Origin of the sequence: Pseudomonas segetis, assembly GCF_900188155.1 — a bacterium.
In the GTDB taxonomy this organism is placed as follows: Bacteria; Pseudomonadota; Gammaproteobacteria; order Pseudomonadales; family Pseudomonadaceae; genus Aquipseudomonas; species Aquipseudomonas segetis.
In genome coordinates, this window is the sequence record NZ_FZOG01000003.1 from 227,676 (window position 1) to 249,928 (window position 22,253).

20 protein-coding genes are annotated in these 22,253 nt (G+C 57.3%); 8 read left to right on the forward strand and 12 right to left on the reverse strand.

The annotated features are described in order from the left end of the window. Positions 1 to 2: 2 nt before the first annotated feature. Together CHB79_RS12310 and CHB79_RS12315 are read left to right on the forward strand one after the other, a co-directional pair. Positions 3 to 536: a DUF3617 domain-containing protein gene (locus tag CHB79_RS12310; RefSeq protein ID WP_089360132.1), complete on the forward strand. Its 534-nt coding sequence runs from the start codon at positions 3 to 5 to the stop codon at positions 534 to 536. A gap of 124 nt (positions 537 to 660) precedes the next feature. Next, a complete protein-coding gene (locus CHB79_RS12315; protein WP_141133424.1) occupies positions 661 to 2,220 on the forward strand; it encodes a phospholipase D family protein in 1,560 nt (519 codons plus the stop codon). A 9-nt stretch (positions 2,221 to 2,229) separates the two neighbouring features. Here the strand turns inward: CHB79_RS12315 and cls are convergent, their stop codons facing one another. Then, positions 2,230 to 3,669: a cardiolipin synthase gene (cls, locus tag CHB79_RS12320; protein WP_089360359.1), complete on the reverse strand. Its 1,440-nt coding sequence runs from the start codon at positions 3,667 to 3,669 to the stop codon at positions 2,230 to 2,232. A 304-nt stretch (positions 3,670 to 3,973) separates the two neighbouring features. Between cls and CHB79_RS12325 the strand changes: the two genes are divergently transcribed. Next, positions 3,974 to 5,638, forward strand: coding sequence for a BCCT family transporter (locus tag CHB79_RS12325; protein ID WP_089360133.1), 1,665 nt, complete (start codon positions 3,974 to 3,976; stop codon positions 5,636 to 5,638). A 66-nt stretch (positions 5,639 to 5,704) separates the two neighbouring features. Here CHB79_RS12325 and CHB79_RS12330 read toward each other — a convergent pair whose 3' ends face one another. Further along, on the reverse strand, positions 5,705 to 6,427 hold the full coding sequence (locus tag CHB79_RS12330; RefSeq protein ID WP_089360134.1) for a 3'-5' exonuclease: 723 nt from the start codon (positions 6,425 to 6,427) through the stop codon (positions 5,705 to 5,707). Beyond that, complete coding sequence (locus CHB79_RS12335; protein WP_089360360.1) at positions 6,424 to 8,358, reverse strand: DUF294 nucleotidyltransferase-like domain-containing protein; 1,935 nt, start codon at positions 8,356 to 8,358, stop codon at positions 6,424 to 6,426. Before CHB79_RS12335 ends, CHB79_RS12330 begins: the two co-directional genes overlap by 4 nt. Before the next feature lie 423 nt (positions 8,359 to 8,781). Between CHB79_RS12335 and zigA the strand changes: the two genes are divergently transcribed. After that, a complete protein-coding gene (gene zigA, locus CHB79_RS12340; protein ID WP_010487791.1) occupies positions 8,782 to 9,987 on the forward strand; it encodes a zinc metallochaperone GTPase ZigA in 1,206 nt (401 codons plus the stop codon). A 214-nt stretch (positions 9,988 to 10,201) separates the two neighbouring features. Here the strand turns inward: zigA and CHB79_RS12345 are convergent, their stop codons facing one another. After that, the gene (locus CHB79_RS12345; RefSeq protein ID WP_029529558.1) at positions 10,202 to 10,555 is read right to left on the reverse strand and encodes a hypothetical protein; all 354 of its coding nucleotides are present in this window, start codon (positions 10,553 to 10,555) and stop codon (positions 10,202 to 10,204) included. Positions 10,556 to 10,840: 285 nt separating this feature from the next. Here CHB79_RS12345 and CHB79_RS12350 point away from each other — a divergent pair, with 285 nt between their 5' ends. Beyond that, positions 10,841 to 11,830 carry a CobW family GTP-binding protein gene (locus CHB79_RS12350; protein ID WP_089360135.1) on the forward strand — a complete coding sequence of 330 codons (990 nt, stop codon included), beginning with the start codon at positions 10,841 to 10,843 and terminating at the stop codon, positions 11,828 to 11,830. Between the two features lie 32 nt (positions 11,831 to 11,862). Continuing rightward, entirely contained in the window at positions 11,863 to 12,747 is an 885-nt protein-coding gene (locus CHB79_RS12355; protein ID WP_089360136.1) for an alpha/beta fold hydrolase, read from the forward strand. 11 nt (positions 12,748 to 12,758) lie between these two features. On the opposite strand, the gene CHB79_RS12360 is transcribed toward CHB79_RS12355, so the two are convergent. From CHB79_RS12360 to CHB79_RS12380, 5 genes are all read right to left on the reverse strand, one after another. Next, positions 12,759 to 13,169, reverse strand: a complete 411-nt coding sequence (locus CHB79_RS12360; RefSeq protein WP_089360137.1) for a DUF3301 domain-containing protein — start codon at positions 13,167 to 13,169, stop codon at positions 12,759 to 12,761. Positions 13,170 to 13,256: 87 nt separating this feature from the next. Beyond that, positions 13,257 to 13,739 carry an acyl-CoA thioesterase gene (locus CHB79_RS12365; protein ID WP_089360138.1) on the reverse strand — a complete coding sequence of 161 codons (483 nt, stop codon included), beginning with the start codon at positions 13,737 to 13,739 and terminating at the stop codon, positions 13,257 to 13,259. 152 nt (positions 13,740 to 13,891) lie between these two features. Next, positions 13,892 to 14,650: an SDR family NAD(P)-dependent oxidoreductase gene (locus CHB79_RS12370; protein ID WP_010487779.1), complete on the reverse strand. Its 759-nt coding sequence runs from the start codon at positions 14,648 to 14,650 to the stop codon at positions 13,892 to 13,894. A 270-nt stretch (positions 14,651 to 14,920) separates the two neighbouring features. After that, a complete protein-coding gene (locus tag CHB79_RS12375; protein WP_089360139.1) occupies positions 14,921 to 16,288 on the reverse strand; it encodes a glutamine synthetase family protein in 1,368 nt (455 codons plus the stop codon). A 52-nt stretch (positions 16,289 to 16,340) separates the two neighbouring features. Beyond that, a complete protein-coding gene (locus tag CHB79_RS12380; protein WP_089360140.1) occupies positions 16,341 to 17,732 on the reverse strand; it encodes an aspartate aminotransferase family protein in 1,392 nt (463 codons plus the stop codon). 134 nt (positions 17,733 to 17,866) lie between these two features. On the opposite strand from CHB79_RS12380, the gene CHB79_RS12385 reads away from it, so the two are divergent. Continuing rightward, positions 17,867 to 18,646 (forward strand): SDR family NAD(P)-dependent oxidoreductase, encoded by a 780-nt coding sequence (locus CHB79_RS12385; RefSeq protein WP_089360141.1) that lies wholly within the window; start codon positions 17,867 to 17,869, stop codon positions 18,644 to 18,646. A 63-nt stretch (positions 18,647 to 18,709) separates the two neighbouring features. Continuing rightward, positions 18,710 to 19,360 (forward strand): GntR family transcriptional regulator, encoded by a 651-nt coding sequence (locus tag CHB79_RS12390; protein WP_089360142.1) that lies wholly within the window; start codon positions 18,710 to 18,712, stop codon positions 19,358 to 19,360. 77 nt (positions 19,361 to 19,437) lie between these two features. Here the strand turns inward: CHB79_RS12390 and CHB79_RS12395 are convergent, their stop codons facing one another. From CHB79_RS12395 to CHB79_RS12405, 3 genes are all read right to left on the reverse strand, one after another. Then, complete coding sequence (locus CHB79_RS12395; RefSeq protein WP_089360143.1) at positions 19,438 to 19,845, reverse strand: SMI1/KNR4 family protein; 408 nt, start codon at positions 19,843 to 19,845, stop codon at positions 19,438 to 19,440. A gap of 273 nt (positions 19,846 to 20,118) precedes the next feature. Further along, on the reverse strand, positions 20,119 to 20,955 hold the full coding sequence (locus CHB79_RS12400; protein ID WP_010487767.1) for a Tim44 domain-containing protein: 837 nt from the start codon (positions 20,953 to 20,955) through the stop codon (positions 20,119 to 20,121). A 186-nt stretch (positions 20,956 to 21,141) separates the two neighbouring features. Next, positions 21,142 to 22,236, reverse strand: a complete 1,095-nt coding sequence (locus tag CHB79_RS12405; RefSeq protein WP_089360144.1) for a TRAP transporter substrate-binding protein — start codon at positions 22,234 to 22,236, stop codon at positions 21,142 to 21,144. Between the last annotated feature and the right edge of the window lie 17 nt (positions 22,237 to 22,253).

Below are 22,253 nucleotides of genomic sequence, written 5' to 3' on the forward strand. Positions count from 1 at the left end.
CTATGTGCATGCGATTGATCAAAACCCTGGTACTTGGCCTTGGCGTCGCCCCGATGCTGGCCAGTGCTGCACCTATTTTGCCGGGTCTGTGGGAAATCAGTACCAGCAACATGGCGGTTGATGGCCAACAGATGCCCGCGATGGACGTGATGATCGAAAAACTCAAAACCCTGCCGTCCGAGCAACGCCAGATGATGGAGCAAATGCTGGCCAAACAAGGCGTGCAACTGGGCGATAGCGGTGTCCAGGTCTGCCTGAGCGAGGCATTGGTCAACTCTGATGAGTTGCCGCTGCAAGAGCAGTCGGGCTGTAAGCAGACAGTTACCGATCGCTCCGACAAGCTCTGGGCGTTCACCTTTGACTGCCCGCAGGCTAAAGGGCAGGGAGAGACGCGCTTCATCAACGACAAGCAATTTACCAGCACGGTCACCAGCACCTTTAACCATCAGGGCAAGCAACAGCACGGCACCATGCAAACCAATGCACGTTGGGTCGGTGCTGATTGCGGTGGTCTGAAACCACAGCAAGCCAACTAGGTCACTTCAAGTTGTAGTATTCAGGCTCGCCTCTGGCGGGCCTTTTATTTAGTGAAGCGCCAACAACGACTGTAGAGGCTTCAGTGCTCGCCGAATTAATTCATTTTTGTCGATAAAGCAGTCCATGAGCCCAAACCCAAGACGCCGAGTAAGCCTTATGAGTCTTTCCCTCTGTGCTTCACTGCTCGCCGGTTGTGGCGCCTTGCCCTCGCTTGAGGGGCGAAGCCTGTCCAGTGCATTGCCCCTTGGCGAAGCGAAAGAGACGCGCTTGGGCAGGGCGATAACGCCGTTGACGCAGTCAAATCCGGGCATATCCGGGATTTACCCACTGGCCAGCCCGAGAGATGCCTTTGCCGCACGGGCGCTGCTCGCCCAGGCGGCGCAACAGACCCTGGATGTGCAATATTATATTTGGCGTGGCGACACCACCGGCACCTTGCTTTTGCAGGCCCTGCTGGAGGCTGCTGACCGTGGTGTCAGGGTGCGCTTGCTGCTTGATGACAACGGCACATCGGGCATCGACCCACAGATTGCTGCGCTAGACAGCCACCCCAAGGTTGAAGTACGCCTGTTCAATCCGTTCCCTTCGCGTAGCGCTAAGTGGCTGGGGTTTCTGACCGACTTCTCCCGCGCCAATCGCCGGATGCACAACAAGTCGTTCACCGCCGACAACATGGCCAGTATTGTTGGCGGGCGGAACATCGGTGATGAATACTTTGCTGCCACGGATGGCGTGCTGTTTGCCGACCTGGATGTGCTTTCAGTGGGGCCTGTGGTCAGGCAGGTCTCCGATGATTTCGATCGTTACTGGGGCAGCGGTTCGGCCTACCCGGTTAATCGCTTGATGCCTGCTGCCAGCGTCTCTGAACGCGCAGAGGTTGCGGCGACGGCGAACAGGCTAAGGCAAAGCCCCAAGGCGACTGAATATGTCGCAGCGCTCAAGAAATTGCAGTTTATCAATCAGTTGCTCCATGGGCAGCTCGAGTTGATTTGGGCCAATACCCGGATGGTCAGTGATGATCCGGCAAAAGGCCTGGGCAAGGTCGCGCCCGAACAGCTTTTGACCTATCAGGTCGGGGCAATCATTGCTCGCCCGAACAGCCATGTTGAATTGGTATCGCCGTACTTCGTGCCGACGCCCGCCGGGGTTGAGGCATTTAGCGAAATGAGCAGGCGCGGGGTCAAGGTACGCATCCTGACCAATGCACTTGAGTCCACAGATGTCGTCGCCGTGCATGCAGGCTATGCCAAGGCACGCAAGGACCTGCTCCAGGCAGGTATTGAGCTGTACGAAATGCGCCGCCAGTCCGCTGTAAGCGATAAGGCGGACAAACACAAAGTATTCGGCAGCAGTGGCTCCAGCCTGCATGCCAAGACCTTTGCCGTGGATGGTCAGCGCGTATTTGTCGGTTCGTTCAACTTTGATCCGCGCTCGGCCAAGCTCAATACCGAGCTGGGGTTTGTAATCGACAGCCCATTGCTGGCGAAGAGGATTGAGTTGGCGTTCGATCAGGACCTGCCACTGAGTGCTTATCGGGTCATGCTGGCTGAAAACGGCGATCTGAAGTGGGTCGAGCAAAGTGCTTCCGGGCACATCAGCTACGACACTGAGCCGGGAAGCAGCATCTGGGTGCGCATGGCCGTTGGCTTTTTGTCGTTATTACCGATCGACTGGATGCTTTGAGTTCGAGTGCTACAGGATCGGTGACAGCAGGCGTGCGATACGCATGCCGAGTTTCCGCAGCCGATGCACGCGCCTGCGGTCTGCGTTGTGTATCTCGATGCTCTGGCTGAAGTCTTCGAGCAGCATTTTCTCGACTTCTGCTGCAAAGGCTTTATCGATTGTCAGCAGGGTGATTTCAAAATTCAGGCGGAACGAGCGGTTATCTAGGTTGGCACTGCCCACTGCGCTGGCAAAATCGTCAATCAGCATGACTTTTTGATGAATAAACCCGGGCTGATAGCGAAACACCCGGACGCCAGCGCGAACCGCGTCGAAGGCATAGAGGTTGCTGGCGGCGAACACGGTGCGATGATCCGGTCGCGAGGGAATCAGGATGCGTACATCAACGCCGCGAATAACGGCCAGGCGCAGCGCAGCAACCAGTGATTCGTCCGGCACAAAGTAGGGCGAGGTGATCCAGATGCGTTCATTCGCCGCTTGCACCGCCTCGACAAACATCAGCGAGCAGGTTTCTTGGGCGTCAGCCGGGCCGCTGGTAATCAGCTTGCACGTCACGCCGTCACTGCTGAATACGTCGGCAAGCAGCAATCGTGGCAATTGCCGGGTTGACCAGAACCAGTCCTCGGCAAAGGACTCCTGCAGGCAGGCGACTACCGGTCCGCTGATCTCAATATGGGTATCGCGCCAGGGCGAAAGCGGTGGTCGTTTGCCAAGGTATTCGTCGCCGACATTGTGCCCGCCAATAAAGCCATGCTCGCCATCGATCACTACAATCTTGCGGTGATTGCGAAAGTTGAGCTGGAAGCGGTTGAGAATGCCGCCACCGGTTGGGAATGCATGCATCTGCACGCCGCCGTCGCGCAAACTTTCGACGTAGCGGCGTGGCAAGCTATGGCTGCCGATACCGTCGTACAAAAAGTAAACACTGACGCCTGCGGCAGCGCGCTCAAGCAATATATCGCGCAGGCGTCGGCCAAGATCATCGTCTTTGACGATAAAGAACTGGATCAAGATAACCTGCTTGGCCGAGGCCAAAGCCTTGAAGATCGCTGCAAAAGTTGCTTCGCCATTGATCAGAAGCGCAACGTGGTTATTGGCCAGGCATGGCATATCACCCAGTCGGGGCAAGGCTCTGAGCTGCTGATAAACCGGTAGTTCACTGGCTGAAACAGCCTCCTCGACCCAGGGCCTCCAGTTCAGCTTGGACATGGCCGCGTGCATCTCTGCATCGGCTTCGCGCCTGGCCTCTACATAGGCATCGAAACCGCTGCGACCAAAAATCAGGTAGGGAAGCAGGGTCAAATAAGGCATGAAAAACAATGAGATGGCCCATGCAAGCGCGCCTTGGGATGTCCTTACCGTGAATATCGCATGCAACGCCGCGATCAAGCCGCAAACATGGACAGCGGCGAGTATATAGGTGGCGAATGCCGGGATAACGATGTCCATGTCCATATTTATTCCTGTCTAAATACCCCGGCATTGAAAAAGCACGACTAGAGTAGTTATGGAGGCTACCTAGCTTATTGCGTGGTTAACGTTAGCGCCTTTGTACGGCTGGCGTCAGCAGGAAACGCCCAGACCTGTTACCCTTTTGGCTGTTCCGGGCCGTCAAATGCCTTTGAGAGTATTGACTCGAGCAAGTTCGAGACTTGTTTTTGCATGAAGTTACAGGCGGAGTGTTATACCGGGAAAGAGGGCGTTGGCGCCTTATGAATAGTCAGCGAAATGCAATAAAAAGGAGTATTTCAATATGGGGAAAGACCCTTCGCATGACACCAATCCGCAGGAGGAGCGTTTAGACAGCATTCCTGCTCCTTCCGGTAAGTCCACGCTAATCGATACCGATTATGTGATTGGCCAAGACAATATCACCGGCAAATATTTTTTCTCACTGGATATCCACGGTAAGGTTTTCAGTATCTCTGCCCTTGCCGTAGTGCTGTTCGTGGTTATCACCCTGGCCCTGCAAGATCAGGTCGCCCCGCTGTTCAGCGCGCTGCGCGACTGGCTGACACATAACCTGGCGTGGTTCTTCCTCAGCGCCGCCAATATCTTCGTGGTGCTTTGCCTGGTGTTGATTGTCTCGCCTCTGGGCAAGGTGCGCCTGGGTGGGATGGATGCCAAGCCGGACTACACCTACATCGGCTGGTTTTCCATGCTGTTTGCTGCGGGCATGGGCATCGGCTTGATGTTCTATGGTGTTGCCGAACCCATGACGCACTTTGATACGTCCATGGCTGGCGTTACCGTCGGTGCTGATGGTGTGCGCACAGACTGGGCCCCGTTGGGCGGCGCAGTAGGTGATGCACAAGCGGCTGCGAAACTGGGCATGGCGGCAACAATCTTCCACTGGGGCCTGCACCCGTGGGCGATCTACGCGATTGTGGCTCTGGCGCTCGCGTTGTTCTCGTTCAACAAGGGCTTGCCGCTGAGCATCCGCTCGATCTTCTACCCGCTGCTGGGTGAGCGCGTGTGGGGCTGGCCGGGTCACCTGGTTGATATTCTCGCGGTATTTGCCACCTTGTTTGGCTTGGCTACATCGCTGGGTGTGGGTGCCGAGCAGGCGCTGGCGGGGCTTAACCATCTGTTCGGAATGCCGCTTACCGACACCAGCAAAGTGTTGTTGATCGTCGGCATTACCGGTATTGCCCTGCTGTCTGTGTTGGCGGGTCTGGATAAAGGCGTCAAGGTCCTGTCCGAGATCAACATGGGCCTGGCGCTGCTGCTGCTTGGCTTTATCATTGTGGTCGGGCCGACGCTGGCGATCTTCACCGGCTTCTTCAGCAACCTGGCGGCATACGCCACCTACCTGCCAGAGCTGTCGAACCCCTTTGGCCGTGCGGATGCCAACTTCACCCAGGGGTGGACTGCGTTCTACTGGGCGTGGTGGATTAGCTGGTCGCCATTCGTGGGTATGTTTATCGCCCGTGTGAGCCGTGGCCGTACGGTGCGCGAGTTCCTGATCTCGGTACTGTTGGTGCCGTCGCTGGTATCGGTTTTGTGGATGACTGCATTTGGCGGCACTGCAATCGGCCAGTTTGTGACCGAGGGCTTTGCCGGGGTCAAGGATGCTGCCCTTGAGCTTAAGCTGTTTGCCATGCTGGCTCATTTGCCGTTGTCTGAGATCACCTCGTTCATCGGTATCGTCCTGGTCATCGTGTTCTTCGTGACGTCCTCTGACTCAGGTTCGTTGGTGATCGATACCATCACCGCTGGCGGCAAGGTCAATGCTCCGGTTCCTCAGCGCGTATTCTGGGTGATTACCGAGGGCGTGGTGGCGATTGCCCTGTTACTTGGCGGAGGCTTGGGTGCATTGCAGGCCATGGCGGTGTCCACAGGATTGCCGTTCACCGTTGTGTTGTTGGTGGGCTGTATTGCCATTGTCAAAGGCTTGATGGCTGAACCGCGGCGCTAAGGTGCTCAGGCTTCAAGCAAAGGCGCCCCGGTAACGGTGGCGCCTTTTTAATGGAACCAGTCCGGTTTAGTTCCACAGGTCACCAATGACCGTTTCCGGCGAGTAGTGTGTCGCGATCTGCGCCTGCAACAGCTCTGCTGTGGCCAGTGCGTCGGTCAGGGCATGATGCGCCTGGTAGAGGGGCAAGTTGTAGCGCAGGCGGCTGTCGGCAAGGCGAATCGAGGTGGGCTGCCTTCCGCGCAAACGATCCCACCAGCTGGGCTTGCGCTGACTACCATGAATCCTGGCCTCAAGCTCCATGGTGTCAATGACTGGAAAGTGCAAGCGTTCGCCAACGGCTTGTTGCAGCGCGTGATCAAGGAATGACCGCTCGATATTGCGGTAGTGCACGACCATCACGCAGCCTGTCATGGCCTCCAGCAATTCCCCCAGGACCTGTTCAACACGCGGTGCATAGCGGATGTCCGAATGGGTAATGTGGTGAAAGGTGATCGATTCACTGCTCAGTTCAGACTTTGGCTTTACCACCCAGTAGCGGGCCTGGCTGCAGTGAATGCGCTGGAGGTTGAATGGAATCAGGCCGAGGCTGACGATGCAGTGATTTTGCGCATCTAACCCTGTGGTCTCGACATCCAGCGCAAGCAATGGCACCTGGTCGAGCGGGGTATCGGCGCTGACCATGGGGGCTCGATAAAATCGTGCCAGGCGTTGATCGCGAGCGTGTTCAGCCAGTATTTGATACTGCTCTTGCCACTGCACGGTGAGCGGGCGCGGTACGAACACGCTCATCGTTGAGATACCGAAGGCCGAGGTTTTTGCGGCGCATTGTAGGGATAACGGAATCGCATGAAATTCTGCGCCTGGCTCAGTACCTGAAACGCTTCCTTGAGATTGTGCCGTTCAGTCGAGGTGAATTTTTCGGGCTCAATATAGTTGTTTGCATCTCCACCTTCGGTCAGGGCCAATGCTTGGTGGCGGATACGCACCAGGGACAAGAACTCCAGTGCATAGCGCAGATGACTGATTGCCTCTGGCGTCATCAGCTTGGTTGCGGCGATTGCGTCCAGGCGATCCAGCGAGTTCTGGGCTTTCGAGCCACAAGCCAGGGCATGAACACGTATCAGGTCGGTCAAGGGTGCGGTCCCGCGTCCCTTGAGATTGATGATGTGCTTCTGTTGGCCATCGGTTTCCATCACGAACTGGCGGAAGAAGCCCAGCGGTGGCGTACGATTCAAGGCATTGCGGGCCAAGGCCGCCAGGAACCTCGGGCTGTCACTGGCACGTTCGGCCAGCAGGTCCTTTAGTGTTTCAACCAGCTCGGCTTCGCCGTAGATGCTGTCCAGATCAAAGAAAATGCTGCTGTTTAGCAGCTTTTCAGGGTTTGGGTTGTCGATCCAGTCGTTGAAGTATTGCTTCCATACATGCAGCGGTTGGCGCCATTTACTGTTGGTGGCCATGATGCCACCCTTGCAATAGGTGTAGCCGCATGCCGCCAGGCCATCGCTGACAAAGGTCGCCAGCTTGAGGAAGTAATCATCATGCAGCTTGGCGTCGAAGCTGTCGTCTAGCACCAGGGCATTGTCCTGGTCGGTTACGATCAACTGTTCATCGCGGGCCATCGAGCCCAGGGCCATGAAGCTGTATGGCACCGGTGCCGGGCCTAATTCTTGCTCGGCCAACTCCAGCAAGCGCTGGCTGATGCTGCGTCCAACCCCTGACATCGCTCTGCCAATCATGTGTGCGCTGGCATCCTCGTTGGCCATGCGGATGAAGGTGGCGCGAATATCGGGTAGCAGTTTTTCCAACTCATCAACGGACTGTTTGTTGAATACGTTATTGACCAGGTACAAGCTGCTTTGCGATTCGTACTTGATGATGTCGGCCAGTGTCACCACGCCAACAGGACGGCGCCGATGCACCAGCGGCAAGTGATGAATGTTATTGCGCAGCATGCACAAGATGGCTTCAAACACTGAGTCATCCGACTGCAAAGTGATTGGGTTGTTGGTCATCACCTCGGTAATCGGGGTGTCGGCCGACAAGCCTTGGGCGACAACGCGGGTGCGGAAATCGCGATCGGTGATGATACCAACCATGACGTGCATTGCTTGATTGGCAACCGATGTAAGGCGCGAGTTTGGCCACTCAACACTTGGGTCAACGATCAGCACCGAGGAAACGTTGTGCGCATCCATAACCTGGGCAGCCTCGCGCACCGTGGCACTGATATCTACGGTCACGGCAGGGCGATCGATCAGCTTGCGCACTTTGATCTTCATCAGGTCGTTGGTTTTGCCTTGCGAACTGACGGCGGCCTTTAATCGAGACTGTCCCTCTGCCTCGACAAAGTCGGCAAAGCTGTCGTTGTTTTCACACAGCTTTTCGAACACCTGGCCCGATATGAAATAAATCAGGCTGTCTTCAATCGCCCGGGCGGGAAAACGCACCTTGTGGTTACGCAGCAGACCAAACTGGCCAAAAATATCCCCCTCGGTCAGTCGGTTATAAAGCTCCCCGGTGCGCCGATAGACCTCAACTGCGCCACTGCGAACGTAATGCAAGTCTTTGATTTCAGAGCCAAAAGTAAATATGTCGGTTCCAGCTTTGTAATAGCCGACCTCAGTATTTTGCGCCAGCTCATCAAGGCTTTCATCGGGCAAGCCTTCAAAGGGAGGGAAGCGGCTCAGGTGATCGCGTATTTCCAATAGTTCAATTTGCATGCAAACCTCGGCATTGTCCTTCTTGCTTCGGGTGGCTTGGGTGCAGGAGCCAAATCGGCTGCCTGTACTTGGCATCTAGACATTCTAGAGCAAGCGCCTGTTCAACCTGTAATTAACTTGCGACCAGGCTAGCAGCTGCATGCCCTGCCAGCAGGCCAGCCTGCTGGAGTTCCACGTGGAACCCCTATATAGCCAGGGCTTGAACGTCTTTGACCTGTCTTGGCTAGTGGCAGCCGGCCGTTTATTCATGGGCCGTACTGATAAAGGCTTTGGTTAATGTTATGTTATAACCTATATTATGCTGTTGAAATATGCACATCCTGGATGCTGTCGGCCCAAGCCGCAGTGCCCAGGGCTCGAGATGCACCTGAAAACAGCGCCGCCAAGTGCGCCTGGCTAGCCCGAACAATGAGGACTCGTACCATGCCCAATCGTCTACCCGTCACCGTGTTATCCGGATTCTTAGGTGCAGGCAAAAGCACCTTGCTGAACTATGTGTTGAAGAACCGCGAAAAGCTGCGGGTCGCGGTGATCGTCAATGACATGAGTGAAATCAATATTGATGGCGGTGAAGTCCAGCGCGACGTCAGCCTTAATCGCGCCGATGAAAAACTGGTCGAGATGAGCAATGGCTGCATCTGCTGCACGCTGCGCGAGGATCTCCTGGAAGAAGTGGCGCGCCTGGCCCGTGATGGTCGTTTTGATTACCTGCTGATTGAGTCCACCGGCATTTCCGAGCCACTGCCGATTGCTGAAACCTTCACCTTCCGTGATGAGCAAGGCCAAAGCCTGGCTGACCTGGCGCGTCTGGATACCTTGGTCACCGTGGTCGACGGGGTTAACTTCCTGCGTGATTTCCATCAGGCTGAAAGCCTTGCCAGTCGTGGCGAGTCGTTGGGCGAGGGCGATGAGCGAGCGATCACCGACTTGCTGGTGGAGCAGGTTGAGTTCGCCGATGTGATTCTGATCAGCAAGACCGATTTGATCAGCCAGGCCGAGCGTGAAGAGCTCATGGCGGTCTTGCGCGGCCTTAATACCCAGGCCGAGATTCTGCCCATGAGCATGGGTGAAATTGCTCTACACAAGATACTGCATACAGATCGTTTTGACTTTGAGCGTGCAGCCCAGGCGCCGGGCTGGCTGAAAGAATTGCGCGGTGAACACAAGCCTGAAACCGAGGAATACGGTATCGCATCGACGGTATATCGAGCACGTCGGCCATTTCATCCACAGCGTTTTTTTGAGTTTGTCAGCCGCGAATGGAGCAATGGTCGCCTGCTGCGTTCCAAAGGCTACTTCTGGCTGGCAAGCAAGTTTCAGGAAGCGGGGAGTTGGTCGCAAGCAGGTGGTCTGCTGCGCCATGGTTTCGCTGGGCGTTGGTGGCGCTTTGTACCGCAAGATCAATGGCCCGATGATGATGAATCAACCCAGGCTATCCTCAAGAACTGGGACAGCACATGCGGTGATTGTCGTCAGGAGCTGGTCTTTATCGGGCAGGATATGGACCTGCAAAGGCTCAGTGCCGAACTCGACGCCTGTTTGCTGACTGATGCAGAAATGGCGTTGGGCAGCGAGGCCTGGTTACAGCTGCCAGATCCATTTGGCCCCTGGTTTGCTGAGGTGGCTTGAAGCTTTCCGGCCAGGCTGCGGTAGCGCGCAGCCTCCCGCAACGGTGGAAACAGCCATCGCTGTTGCGCGGTAAATTACAGGCAAAAAAATAGGCTGCTTTATGAGCAGCCTCAAGCACCTTAAAAAGTGTCAGTGCGTGATCTGACACCTGGAGTTTTGGTACCTGAGATTATTTAATACTGATTAGATGACAAACTGATTACAGCCCCGCAACTCAGCGCGCCATCCATACGCCTTTGCTTTGCTTTTCGCAAAACGGCTTGAGGAATGCACTGTCGCTGGCGACGCCGTAATAATGAATGTCCTGCTGATAAGGCGTTCCGCCAACGGTTGCGTTGCGGCATACGCCATAGGCGCCAGCCGGGCATTGCTCGACAAAAGCGACAGCGACTTTCTGGCCCTTGAGTTCTGGCTTGCAGAAGCCAGTGCGAAACATGTTGGTTGGGATGCTACGGTTTTGCTGGCAAACTTTGACATCCAGTCGCTGTGCCTGGCTATGCACCACGCAGGCTTCTCCCCAGGCCAGGCTGGATGTTACGCACAACAAGACGGCTGCTAGGCAACGCATTGGATACCTCCCGATCAATATGCCGGCGACTTTATCACGCCGTTCGGCATGGCGTTAGGGGCCTCTGAAAAGCTGGCAAGCGACGGGCGTGCAGCCCGAAGGGCGAGCGCCAGCAACTAAAGGATGTGAGGAGGCGGACCTGAGTACGCTTGACTTTGGTTACCCTGAACGAGCATTCCGATCAGCTTTTCAACGCCGCATCGGTTATATCTGGCGCAGTAGTTTGTCAGCGGTTCCTGAGCCTTGATACCAGGCATATGTGCAAAGGTTGGATGCCAGAAGATTATGCTTAAAAACATCCCGACGCATCTGATCGCCGGCCCCCTGGGTGCGGGCAAGACCAGCTTGATCCGACAGTTGCTGGGGCAAAGGCCTGCGGGCGAGCGTTGGGCCGTGCTGGTCAATGAGTTTGGCCAGATAGGGCTGGATGCTGCATTGCTAAGTACTGACAGCGATGGCGTAGCGCTCGGTGAAGTGGCGGGCGGCTGCTTGTGTTGCGTCAACGGCGTGCCGTTCCAGGTGGGTTTGGGCCGTTTGCTGCGCAAGGCCAAGCCCCACCGGTTATTCATCGAGCCTTCCGGCCTTGGCCACCCCTTGCAGCTACTCGAGCAGTTACAAGCTGCGCCCTGGCACGATGTGTTGGCCGTGCAACCACCGGTGTTGGTGCTTGATGCCCAGGCCTTGGCCCAAGGTGTCGCCTTGCCTGAAAGCCAGCAGGCAACCCTGGGCAGTGCCGGGTTGATATTGCTCAACAAGTCGCAATCCCTGCGCTCCGCAGATAAGTCACGGGTACTCAGCCAACTGCCAGAAAGGCCGATAATCTGGACTGAACAAGCCCAACTGCAGTTGCTGCAACTACCAGGCTCGCTCGCCCAAGCCGCCACTGCAAGCAGCACGGCCGTATTGCCGCAAGGCGTGGCGCCACTGACAGAAATATGGCGTGACCCCGACCAACCTATTCGCCTGGTTCACCATCAAGCAGAAGGCTGGAGCATTGGCTGGCGCTGGCACCCGAGCCAGCAGTTTGAACTGGCGCGCCTGGAGCAATGGCTGCTGGCGCTGCCCTGGCGGCGGGCCAAGCTGATTGTGCAGAGCAGCGCCGGTTGCTTGTCTGCCAATGCGTTGGACAATCAGCCTGTGCATTGGCAGCAATCCGAATGGCGCAAGGATTCACGTATCGAGTTGATTTTCAAACAGGCACAAGACATTGACACGCTTGATCAGGGCCTGCGCGCCTGCCTGATTGCGGTTCACCCCATACAGACGAATCGTTAAACTGCGTGACCGAATCCACAAGGCAGTAATCCATGCAGTTGTTTCCCTGGTCCCACGCAAACTCCGCCGGCTTCACCTCGCGTGGTTGGCACACAAAGCCTTCGGGTAAGCCTGTGCTGCACTTTCTGCATGGCAATGGCTATTGTGGGCGAGTCTATGAGCCGATGCTGGGGTATCTGGCTGAAGAGTTCGACCTTTGGCTGTGCGATGCCCAGGGGCACGGCGAAACCGATCATGGTGGTCGTTTCCATGGTTGGAATCTTAATGCCGAGTTGGCGGTCGAGGCGTGGCATGCTGCTGGTCGCGAGCGCTTCGCCGATGCACCGCTGTATGCCGTCGGGCACAGTTTTGGCGGCGTGTTGACCAGCCTGATCCTGGCTCGGCATCCGGAGTTGTTCAAGCGTGCTGTCTTGCTTGATCCGGTGCTGTTTTCGGCGCCAATGATCGGGGTCATGGCATTGTCGGATGTGGTCGGACTCAGTCGTCGCACCGGAATGGCTGCCAAAGCCGTCAAGCGACGCAAAGTCTGGCCAGATCGCGCCACGGCCCATGGCTTGTTGCAAGGACGCGGCATGTTTCGGGGCTGGACCGACCAAGCATTCAGTGCCTACATCGAACATGCCCTGAAGGACACGGATGAGGGGGTCGAACTCAAATGCCGACCTAGCCGCGAAGCCGATATTTTCAGTTCCTACCCGCGTCGGCTATGGGCATCGCTGGCAAAAATAGTGACCCCGACAGAGATTATCTACGGCAAGCGCAGTTATCCATTCGTGGCCAAGTCAGTGGTGCATTTGTGCGCCAGCAACGCCCATGTGCGTGGGCAAATTGTCGAAGGCGGCCACTGTTTCATGCAGGAGTTTCCGCAAGCCAGTGCCGAGCGCGTCAGCCAGTTCTTGCTCGCGCCAGGGGCTTGAGCAGCTTTGAGTCAGTGTGGGGGCGTGCGCCGCTCACGGCGCCATTGATCGAGTTCGATCACCTGTGGCGGTTGGCGTACAACCTGTGGACTTTCGCCTTCTGGCTCGCGAAACGGATGCGGCGCAAGCTCAATGCTGCCTAGATTGGGTCCGAACATAATGACTTGGCCCGCGTGTCGTTGTTCGCCGGTCACGGTGAATTCAAAGCCATAAATGCGGGCTATACGTTTGCGCCCCTTGGCATCTCTGAGCAAGGCGATCTTGCGGAACGCGACGTTTTCATCCAGCAGGTCAATGTCGGCTTTGTCGCAGTATTGCTTGACCAGAATCAGGGTGCGCTCGCGTAACCCGTGGGCATGCCAAAGCCAGGCGCCGGCAGTGGCGAGCAGCATGAGCACGAAAATATTGCCAAGGGTCAGCATGGTGAGGCTCCGATTGAGCAGCGCAGGGCATACAGACATGCATCTTGCCAGCCGAGCCCGATGTTGTCTGCTGTTGGCTGGCTGGGTCTAGCCTTGTTCCTTGAGCTGCTTGTAGCGATGCTCCATCTCCTGGCGGATTGCACGGCGTTGCTGGCCCTTGGTGAAGCGGCGCTGTTCTTCGGGGGTTTCTGGCTGGCGCGGCGGTACTTTTATCGAGCGGCCCTGCTCATCGACCGCAACCATGGTGAAAAAGCAACTATTGGTGTGGCGTACCGAGCGTTCGCGAATGTTCTCGGTAACCACCTTGATGCCAACCTCCATCGAAGTGGTGCCGGTGAAGTTGACCGAAGCCAGAAAGGTTACCAGCTCCCCGACGTGGATTGGCTCGCGAAAGGTCACCTGGTCGACCGACAGCGTGACCACATAGCAGCCCGCGTAGCGACTGGCGCAGGCATAGGCCACTTCATCCAGGTATTTAAGCAGGGTGCCGCCATGGACTTTGCCTGAAAAATTAGCCATGTCTGGGGTCATCAGCACGGTCATCGACAGTTGCGCGTTTCCGGGAGCCATTGGCTGAGAGTCCGTATAGGTCGGGAGAGGTGATTCAAGCATATTGCAGCCCTGAATCAATAGTCAGTAGGTATTGGCGCGCAGGGCTGTGCAGCGGGCTCGTCCAGCCCGGGCGAAACACGCGCCACAGTCGTGGCGCGCTTTGGCAACGCTTACTTGCCGGCGGATAAACCAAAGTCGATGGCCATGTCGGCGCCGGTAATGGCTTCTGCTTCCGGCTGGCAGAGAAACCAGACCATCTCGGCGACTTCTTCCGGACGCAGGAAGCGCGCCTCGCGGCCTTGTGGGTATTGGCTGAGCAGCTCGCGCTTGTAGGCATTCGGGCTGCCGTTGCCGTATCGCTCGGCCTGATAGTCGAGCATTGGCGTGGCGATATCCCCTGGCGACACGGCATTGACCCGTACCCCGAACTCAGCGAGCTCAAGGGCCATGGTCTTGCTGAGCATCACCAGGCCGGCCTTGCTTGCACAGTAGGCGGCTGAACCACGATATGCCTGGCGTCCGGCGTCACTGGCAATATTGACGATACAACCGCGACTTTCTTTCAGGAACGGAGTTGCTGCCTGGCTCAGGTAGAAGGCAGCCTTGAGGTTGACGCCCATCACCAGGTCGAAATCTTCCTCGCTGAATTTTTCCACCGGGCCTTCGCGCCAGACACCTGCCGCGTTGATCACCGCATCAATACGACCCGTGCTGGCGAGTACTGCGGCAATCAGGTCATGACAATTCTTGGCGCTACGCAGGTCCGAGGTTGCGCTGTAATCGAGTGGTACCAAGGTATTGAGTGAATGTAAGCCACTTTTGTCGACATCAGTGGCAGTCACTCGCCAGCGACTTTGCGAAAAGCGCTTGGCGATGGCCCGGCCGAGTCCGCCAGCGGCGCCAGTGATAAGGACGACAGGTGTGCTCATAGTGACTTTCCTCCAAGTTGGGGTCGTTCCATGTTGTTGCAGTCAGGCAACATGATGCGTGCCATAGGCTATGTTGAGCAAATCTTGTGCATGAATGATCTTGAGCATATAGGTTGCTGGGAGGTTTGAGTGGCTGAAACGATTTAAATTCCAGCAAGCTGACCCAGATCAAAGGCGCGGGTTTCACTCAGTAAGGTCTGCATGTTTTACCGGCGCTGCCTGCCGCTGGGTTGCGGCTATCTTGAGGGCTGGCGTCGCTGCGCATTGGACTCAGGCGTGGGTCAGATACCAACGCCAGTCCTGCTGGCCGACTTCACCCATGAACTGGCTGAACTCTTGCCACTTGATGGCCAGATAAACCTTGAGAAATTCCTCGCCCAGGGCTGTCTTCGCCCAGTCTGAAGCCTCAAGTGAGCGCAGCGCTGTCAGCCAGTCGGTTGCAAGGGCTTCATGGTTTTGTTCGTAACCGTTACCGACCACCGCTGGACCCGGATCGATTTGCTCCTGGATGCCTTTGTGGATGCTGCCGAGGATTGCCGCAGCGGCCAGATACGGGTTGGCATCGGCGCCACAGATACGATGTTCGATATGCCGGCTATTGGCTGGCCCACTCGGTACGCGGAAGGAGACGGTGCGGTTGTTGACCCCCCAGCTCTTTGCCAGTGGCGCGTAGCTGTTGGTTGCAAAGCGGCGGTACGAGTTGGCATTCGGGCAGAATAGCGCGAGCGTGTCGTTGAGCGTTGCCATCATGCCGCCTATCGAGTGCTTGAGCAGATCAGTGCCGTGCTGATCGTCGCTGGCGTAGAGATTATTACCCTGCTCGTCGGCGAGGCTGACATGCAGGTGCAGGCCACTGCCCGACAGGTCGGCAAAAGGCTTGGCCATGAAGCACGCCTGCAAACCATGACGGTTGGCAACGCCCTTGACCAGGCGCTTGTAGCGCACCCCTTCGTCAATCGCCTGCAAGGCATCGAAGCGGTGCTCCAGGGTCAGCTCAAGCTGGCCCGGCGCGAACTCCGAGATCGCGGTGCGCACCGGCAAGCCTTGTGCCTCGCAAGCGGCGTACAGGTCATCGAGGAAGGGTTGCAACTGTTCAAGTTCATACACGCCATAAACCTGCGGCACTTGCGGACGTACGCCGTTGCTCTGCAGTGCAGCCTGCGGCCGGCCATTGGCGTCGCGCTGCTTATCCAGCAGGTAGAACTCCAGTTCAACTGCCATGACCGGGTGATAACCCTCGGCCTTGAGCCGGTCTATTGCCCGGATCAGAACATGGCGCGGGTCTGCCGGTGCAGCCGGTAAGCCGCGTTCGGGATGCATGCTCACCTGTAGTTGAGCGGTTGGTACGTTGCGCCATGTCTGCAAGCACAGGCTGTCCGGCAGCGGATAGGCCCAGCAGTCAGCGTCGGCGACTTCCCAGACCAGTCCGCTGGATTCGACATCTTCACCATTGATGGTCAGCGCCAGAATCGAGCTCGGCAAGGCGCGGCCGTTCTGATAAATCGCCAGTAGCTCATCACGGTGTAACAGTTTGCCGCGAGGAATGCCGTTGGCGTCGAACAGCATCAATTCGATGCTGCGCACCTGTGGATTTTTTTCGAGGAAGTCTTGGGCTTCATCAATCTGGGCAAATTGCATGGTTTTCTCACAGAAGGTGCAGGGCAGCATTGATTAGTTGGGTGATGCGGGCTTATTCGCGGGCACCGGGAATTGCCAGCAGTTCAGTCAGTGCTTCATTCAAGGTGCTGATGAGCCGGTCCACGTCGTCGGCGCTGGTGTCCGGGCAGCACAGCGTCATGTTGTGGAACGGGGTGATCAGAATGCCCCGGTTGATCAGATACAGATGCAGGGCCATTTGCAGTTCATCGTGGAATGCCGCTTCGGCCTCGGCACCGGTTTTCGGCGAAACCGCACAGAACTGGAACTCGCTGCGTGCACCCAGTTCGGTCACCGACCACTGCAGCTTGTGCTTGTTGATCAGCTCGCGGAAGCCATCCGCCAGGCGCTTGGCCAGTGGCAGCATGTGGGCGTAGGCGGCTGGCGTCATCACTTGCTCGAGGTTGGCGCGCATGCAATGCATCGCCAGTGCGTTGGCCGAAAGGGTGGTGCCCATGCCGCTGTGGCCATGGCCCGGGTTGTCTTCGCTACCGCCTTGCTGTACCTGTTGCATCGCCTCGGCCATCGGTGCGCTGCAGCCGAAAATCCCGCAGGGCATGCCGCCTGCAATCGGTTTGCCGACCACGAAGAAGTCCGGGTCGAGCTGCCACAACTGGGTGCAGCCACCTATGTCGGTAGAGATGGTGTGCGTCTCGTCTATGATCAGCAGGCTGTTGTATTTACGCGTCAGTTCGCGGCACTTGTGCATAAAACCCGGCTCGGGCAAGACCATGCCGATGTTGGTCATTGCCGGCTCACACAGCAGTGCGCAGACATCACCCTGGGCCAGCGCGGCTTCCAGGGCTGCGACGTCATTGAAGGGTATCGAGCGGCTGTATTGCGTGAGGTCGTAGGCCTGGCCAACCAGTCCCGGGCGATGCACTGTGTCACCGTTGCGGCTGCGCACCATTACGTCATCCACGGTGCCGTGATAGCAGCCATCAAACACCAGCAATACCTTGCGTTTGGTGATAGCCCGCGCCCAGCGCAGCACGTAGCGGTTGGAGTCGGTTGCGGTGGCTGTAACTTGCCAATACGGCAGGCCGAAGCGCTCGGCCAGTAACTCACCACACACCACGGCATCTTCGCCGGGCAGCATGGTGGTCAGGCCGCGCTCGGCTTGTTCGGCCATGGCGCGGGCTACTGGCGTAGGCGAATGGCCAAACATGCTGCCGGTGTCGCCTAGGCAGAAGTCGGTGTATTCATGACCATCAACGTCATAGAAGCGAGCGCCTTTGGCACGCTCGACAAACAGTGGCACGGGGGTCGACCAATCGGCCATCCAATGCATCGGCACGCCGCCATACAGTGAATGGCGTGCGCGCTCAGCCAGTGCGACAGACTTGGGGTTACGGGCTAGAAATCGCTCGCGCTCACGCTGGCTGAATGCTTCTACGGCGGATGGGCTGATGCCGCTGGCTGTCATGATTGAACACCTCGTTCTAATTTTTAAACACCTTATATTTGTGATCACAATTATGTCAATCTATGTTTAATTGACGGCACAAGTGTGGTTCTATTGCCCATATTCCATTAAATATGTGATCACAAAGGTGTGAGATGACCGATTCGGCATGGCAAGGACAGGTGGCGCTTATCAGTGGCGCAGGCAGCCCGGACGGAATTGGTATTGCCATCGCCAGGCGCCTGGGGCGTGAAGGCGTCAAGTTGATCATCACCGCCAGCAGCGCTCGAATTGCCGAGCGTGTGGCTGAGCTGCGTCTGGAGGGGTTCAGTGTAGAAGGCCGGCCGGCCGACCTCACCGATCAGCTCCAGGTCGAGCAACTGGTTAGCTGGGCCGAGCGTGTCTGGGGACGTATCGATATTCTGGTCAATAATGCTGGCATGGCGATGCAGGGCAGCCCTGAACCCTTCTCGGAGCTGGCGAGTACCGACCTGGCTACCTGGAACTTGTCGATCGCACGTAACCTGACCACAGCATTCCTGTTGATTCGTGGTGTTTTACCCGGCATGCAGGCGCGGGGTTACGGGCGCATCGTCAACATCAGCTCGACCACCGGTACCCGGGGGAGCAATCCGGGTGAGTCCGCATACAGCGCGGCCAAAGCCGGGATGATCGGCATGAACATGGGGCTGGCGTTGGAGGTCGCCAAACAGGGAATTACAGTCAATAGCGTTGCGCCCGGCTGGATTGCAACCGGCTCAACCACCCAGGAAGAAGTCGAGGCAGCCAGTTACACACCAATCGGTCGCGCCGGTAAGCCCCAGGAGGTGGCCAGCGCCGTGGTATTTTTAGCCTCCCCGGAAGCCAGCTACATCACTGGAGAAGTGCTGGTGGTCGATGGCGGTAATTGCATCATCGAAAACAAGGCCCCCTAACCATGAATAACTGCTTGTTGACCTTCAGCCAGTTGCCCGCGCCGCCTGTTATCGAGGTGGGTGATGAGTGACAACCTGCAGGAAACGCTTTACCAGAACATCCGCCAGGCGTTGCTGAGTGGGCAGTTCATGCCGGGCGAGCGCTTGAAGATTCGCGACCTGGCCGCGCAGTGGGGTTCCAGCCCGATGCCGGTGCGCACCGCACTGCAACGCCTGGTGGCCGAGGGCGCGCTGGAGGGCGCGCAGCAGCGCTCGGTACGGGTGCCACTGATGACCGGCGAGCGTTTCCAGCACATCTTGCAGGTTCGGCTTAACCTCGAAGGCCAGGCCGCCGAGCTGGCCGCCGAGCGTATTGGCGCCGAGCAGATCGCCTGTTTTCGCAGCTGTATCGAGCAAATGGACCTGGCGCTGCAGACCCGCGACCTGGGCCAGTACTTGCACGAGAACAGTCAGTTTCACCTGATGCTGTACCGCGAGTGTGGCAACCCGATTCTGTTGCGCATGATCGAGTCGCTTTGGCTGCAAGTCGGGCCCTTCTTCAACCGGCTGTTCACCGAGGCCGACCTGGCACCACGCCTGAATGATTTTCACCGCCATGCCCTGGAGGCACTGGAGGCCGGTGATAGCCAAGGCGTGCGTCACGCAGTCGAGCAGGACTTGAGTTACTTCGGGCGCTTCCTGCTTAACCTGTTGACGCTGGAACCTACTGAGTAATTAGGCAGCGTCCAAAACAAAAGGCCCTTGAAGCGAATCGCTCAAGGGCCTTTGCCTGCTGCGTGGTCGCATGCCAATCAGCTTTCCAGCCAGACGTCGCGAACCCAGTGCCAGACCGACTCCCAGTTTTCTTCACTGAGTTCTTCGGTGTCCTGTTCCCAGAGCACTACGGTGCCGTCTTCTTCCACGCAGTAGTAATTGCCACGATCCTCGCAGATGGGTACCAGTTCACGAGGAACACCCAGCGACCAGGCTACCGAGGCGACTTCGGGTAGATAGGTGTGTGATTGCGGGTCAGTTGCAGTAACAGGTTCAAGGCGGCCGTAGACCACATCGCTGACCTTGAGCAGGAACTCACGCAGCTCATAAGGCAGGTGGATCAGGATTTGTTCCTGGATCTCTACCAGTAATTCTTCATCAGGTAGCTCAAGCGGTACTGGAACCGGTTCGTTCAGTTCGCGTAGTTGATCAATAACTTCTTCCACGGGCGGGCTCCTGGACGGTTGATGGCTGGCAGTAGGATTGCAGAGCTGGGATCGCATCGGCAATGGGCGCTTTATACAGTAGCCAAGCGCAGGCAAACAGCCTAATTGTGCATGCAATTTTGCCGAGTGAAAGTATGTGCCTGATTGTTGTCTGCGAGGTCGCTGCGCTTAAGCCCTGATCGGCTCAGCGCCAGCTTGATCCAGCCCGGGCTTGCGCTGCAACCGCTGGCAGCCTTGCGCCACTTCAGTCGGTTGCAACGCCCAGGGCTGGGTTTATGCGTTCTGGCGGATGCCTGCAACAACCCACGGCTGGTTTTCGCCAGTGACTCGCTCAAGACGCCAGCTTTCGCTAAAGGCTTCGCCTTGATCGAAGCGCGAGGTTTTGGCGATACCGCTGAATGTCAGGGTGGCGATGGTTTTGTCGCTCTGGTCATCGACCCCATCCAGTTGCACCACGAGATCGTCGATATAGGTGGCCTGGAAGCCATCACCCAGGTCGGCCCGCTCACGCTTGAGGAACTCAAGCAACTGCGGCGTCACGAACTCACTGATCTGCTCCATTTCATTGGCATCCCAATGCTGTTGCAGGTTCATGAAGTGCTCACGGCCAGCGGCGATAAAGCTTTGCTCGTTGAACCATGCGGGCGCATTGATTACGGGTTTGGCAGCCTTGTTGCCGAAGATCGACGCTACAGGCTCATTATTCCCTGCCATTTCGCGCTGCATTGGCGCGCCATTAGCCGTTTGTGGCTGGCTGGCCTGGCGCCGTGCTGCGAGAAAGCGAAAGATCAGAAAGGCAATCAGGCCGATGATCAGAAAATCAAAGATCTGCAAGCCCTGGAAACCATCGCCCATAAACATGGAGGCTAACAAACCGCCCGCAGCCAAGCCGGCCAAGGGGCCCAGCCAGCGCGAAGCACCACTTGCTGCAGCGGGACGACCGGCAGTGGCGGCACTGGCATTGGGTTGCGATTGTGGTGCAGCCTGGCGGGTTTGATGGCTTGGCGCCGAGCCGAACGATTTGCCACCGCCAAAACGCTTGGCGTCGGCGTGGAGGCTGAAAGTCATGGCCATGCAAAGCACCATGGCGAGGCTGATGAAACGTTGCATGTGGATGTGTCTCTTGGTGGTAAACAGGTAGTGAGGCTATGCGCGGGATACTGCGCCACCAGCCATTGGATGACTAGCGCGAGAATGTTTCGGGTTTTTTCTGCGCTGGGCGGCCAATAGAGGGGTTGGGCGATGATGCCCTCGACACATGGCGTGAAGAGAGCATCGGCGCAATAAAGGTAGGTCTCAGCGCCAGTTGTACAGCTCTTTTTCAGAGACTTCGTGCATGGGCGTGACCTGTTCCTGGAAGGCTTTCATTGAGTTCCAGATCCGTGTGTTGAGCTCGCTTTGGCCGGCCAGTTCATCCAGTACCGCGCTGGATTGCTGCTTCATTGCGGCGAGAACTTCATCGGGGAAACGCTTGAGTTCTGTGCCTTGTTTCTTCAGCTCAACCAGGGCTGTGGCGTTGTGATAGACATAGTCGTCCATCATGTCCTGATTTGCAGCCAACGTGGCTTCGGTGAGGATCGCACGCAGGTCTTGCGGCAAGCTGTCGAGGGCTTTCTGGTTTACCAGCAACTCAAGCACTGCCTGCGGCTCTTGCCAGCCTGGGAAATAGTAATATTTAGCTGACTTGTTCAGGCCAAATGCCAGGTCGTTGTACGGGCTGACCCAGTCGGTTGCATCAATCGCACCGGTTTCCAGCGCGGTGAAGACTTCGCCGCCCGGCAGGTTGACCGTGGTGGCGCCCAGGCGGCTGAGCACTTCACCGCCAAGACCCGGCATGCGGATCTTCAGACCCTTGAGGTCGTCCAGCGAATTGATTTCCTTGTTGTACCAGCCGCCCATCTGCATGCCGGTATTGCCCACCACCATGGGTTTTACGCCATAGGGTGCATAGGCTTCATCCCAGAGCTTTTGACCATCGCCCTTGCTCAACCAGGCATTCATCTCGCTGGCGGACAGGCCAAAAGGGACGGCAGTGAAGAACTGCGCCGCAGGTACCTTTCCTTTCCAGTAATACGCCGCCCCGTGACCGAGTTCTGCCGTACCGCGCGAGACCGCATCAAACACCTCAAGCGCCGGTACCAGCTCGCCTGCGGCATAGACCTTGATGCTCAGGCGGCCATTGCTCATGGTCGCCACGCGCTCTGCCAGGCGCTCGGCCGCAGTACCCAGGCCTGGGTAGTTCTTGGGCCAGGCTGTGACCATCTTCCAATGGAAGCTTTGGGCCGGCTTGCTGGTTTCGGCGGTGGTGGCCTTGGCTTCTTCTTTGCAGCCGGCCAGACCCATGGTGGCCAATAGTGCGACGGCAGCGCCGAGCAAATTGCGGCGATTCATTGTTTCTTTCCCCTGTG

Bases quoted from the DNA above. Each gene is read 5' to 3' on its own strand.
- CHB79_RS12400 (WP_010487767.1), bottom strand. From the start codon at position 20,955: ATGCAACGTTTCATCAGCCTCGCCATGGTGCTTTGCATGGCCATGACT.
- CHB79_RS12345 (WP_029529558.1), bottom strand. From the start codon at position 10,555: ATGCGTTGCCTAGCAGCCGTCTTGTTGTGCGTAACATCCAGCCTGGCC.
- CHB79_RS12325 (WP_089360133.1), top strand. From the start codon at position 3,974: ATGGGGAAAGACCCTTCGCATGACACCAATCCGCAGGAGGAGCGTTTA.
- CHB79_RS12360 (WP_089360137.1), bottom strand. From the start codon at position 13,169: ATGCTGACCCTTGGCAATATTTTCGTGCTCATGCTGCTCGCCACTGCC.
- CHB79_RS12310 (WP_089360132.1), top strand. From the start codon at position 3: ATGTGCATGCGATTGATCAAAACCCTGGTACTTGGCCTTGGCGTCGCC.
- CHB79_RS12375 (WP_089360139.1), bottom strand. From the start codon at position 16,288: ATGCAATTTGCCCAGATTGATGAAGCCCAAGACTTCCTCGAAAAAAAT.
- CHB79_RS12350 (WP_089360135.1), top strand. From the start codon at position 10,841: ATGCTTAAAAACATCCCGACGCATCTGATCGCCGGCCCCCTGGGTGCG.
- CHB79_RS12370 (WP_010487779.1), bottom strand. From the start codon at position 14,650: ATGAGCACACCTGTCGTCCTTATCACTGGCGCCGCTGGCGGACTCGGC.
- CHB79_RS12405 (WP_089360144.1), bottom strand. From the start codon at position 22,236: ATGAATCGCCGCAATTTGCTCGGCGCTGCCGTCGCACTATTGGCCACC.
- CHB79_RS12330 (WP_089360134.1), bottom strand. From the start codon at position 6,427: ATGAGCGTGTTCGTACCGCGCCCGCTCACCGTGCAGTGGCAAGAGCAG.
- zigA (WP_010487791.1), top strand. From the start codon at position 8,782: ATGCCCAATCGTCTACCCGTCACCGTGTTATCCGGATTCTTAGGTGCA.
- CHB79_RS12335 (WP_089360360.1), bottom strand. From the start codon at position 8,358: ATGCAAATTGAACTATTGGAAATACGCGATCACCTGAGCCGCTTCCCT.
- CHB79_RS12390 (WP_089360142.1), top strand. From the start codon at position 18,710: ATGAGTGACAACCTGCAGGAAACGCTTTACCAGAACATCCGCCAGGCG.
- CHB79_RS12355 (WP_089360136.1), top strand. From the start codon at position 11,863: ATGCAGTTGTTTCCCTGGTCCCACGCAAACTCCGCCGGCTTCACCTCG.
- CHB79_RS12380 (WP_089360140.1), bottom strand. From the start codon at position 17,732: ATGACAGCCAGCGGCATCAGCCCATCCGCCGTAGAAGCATTCAGCCAG.
- CHB79_RS12315 (WP_141133424.1), top strand. From the start codon at position 661: ATGAGCCCAAACCCAAGACGCCGAGTAAGCCTTATGAGTCTTTCCCTC.
- cls (WP_089360359.1), bottom strand. From the start codon at position 3,669: ATGGACATCGTTATCCCGGCATTCGCCACCTATATACTCGCCGCTGTC.
- CHB79_RS12385 (WP_089360141.1), top strand. From the start codon at position 17,867: ATGACCGATTCGGCATGGCAAGGACAGGTGGCGCTTATCAGTGGCGCA.
- CHB79_RS12365 (WP_089360138.1), bottom strand. From the start codon at position 13,739: ATGGCTCCCGGAAACGCGCAACTGTCGATGACCGTGCTGATGACCCCA.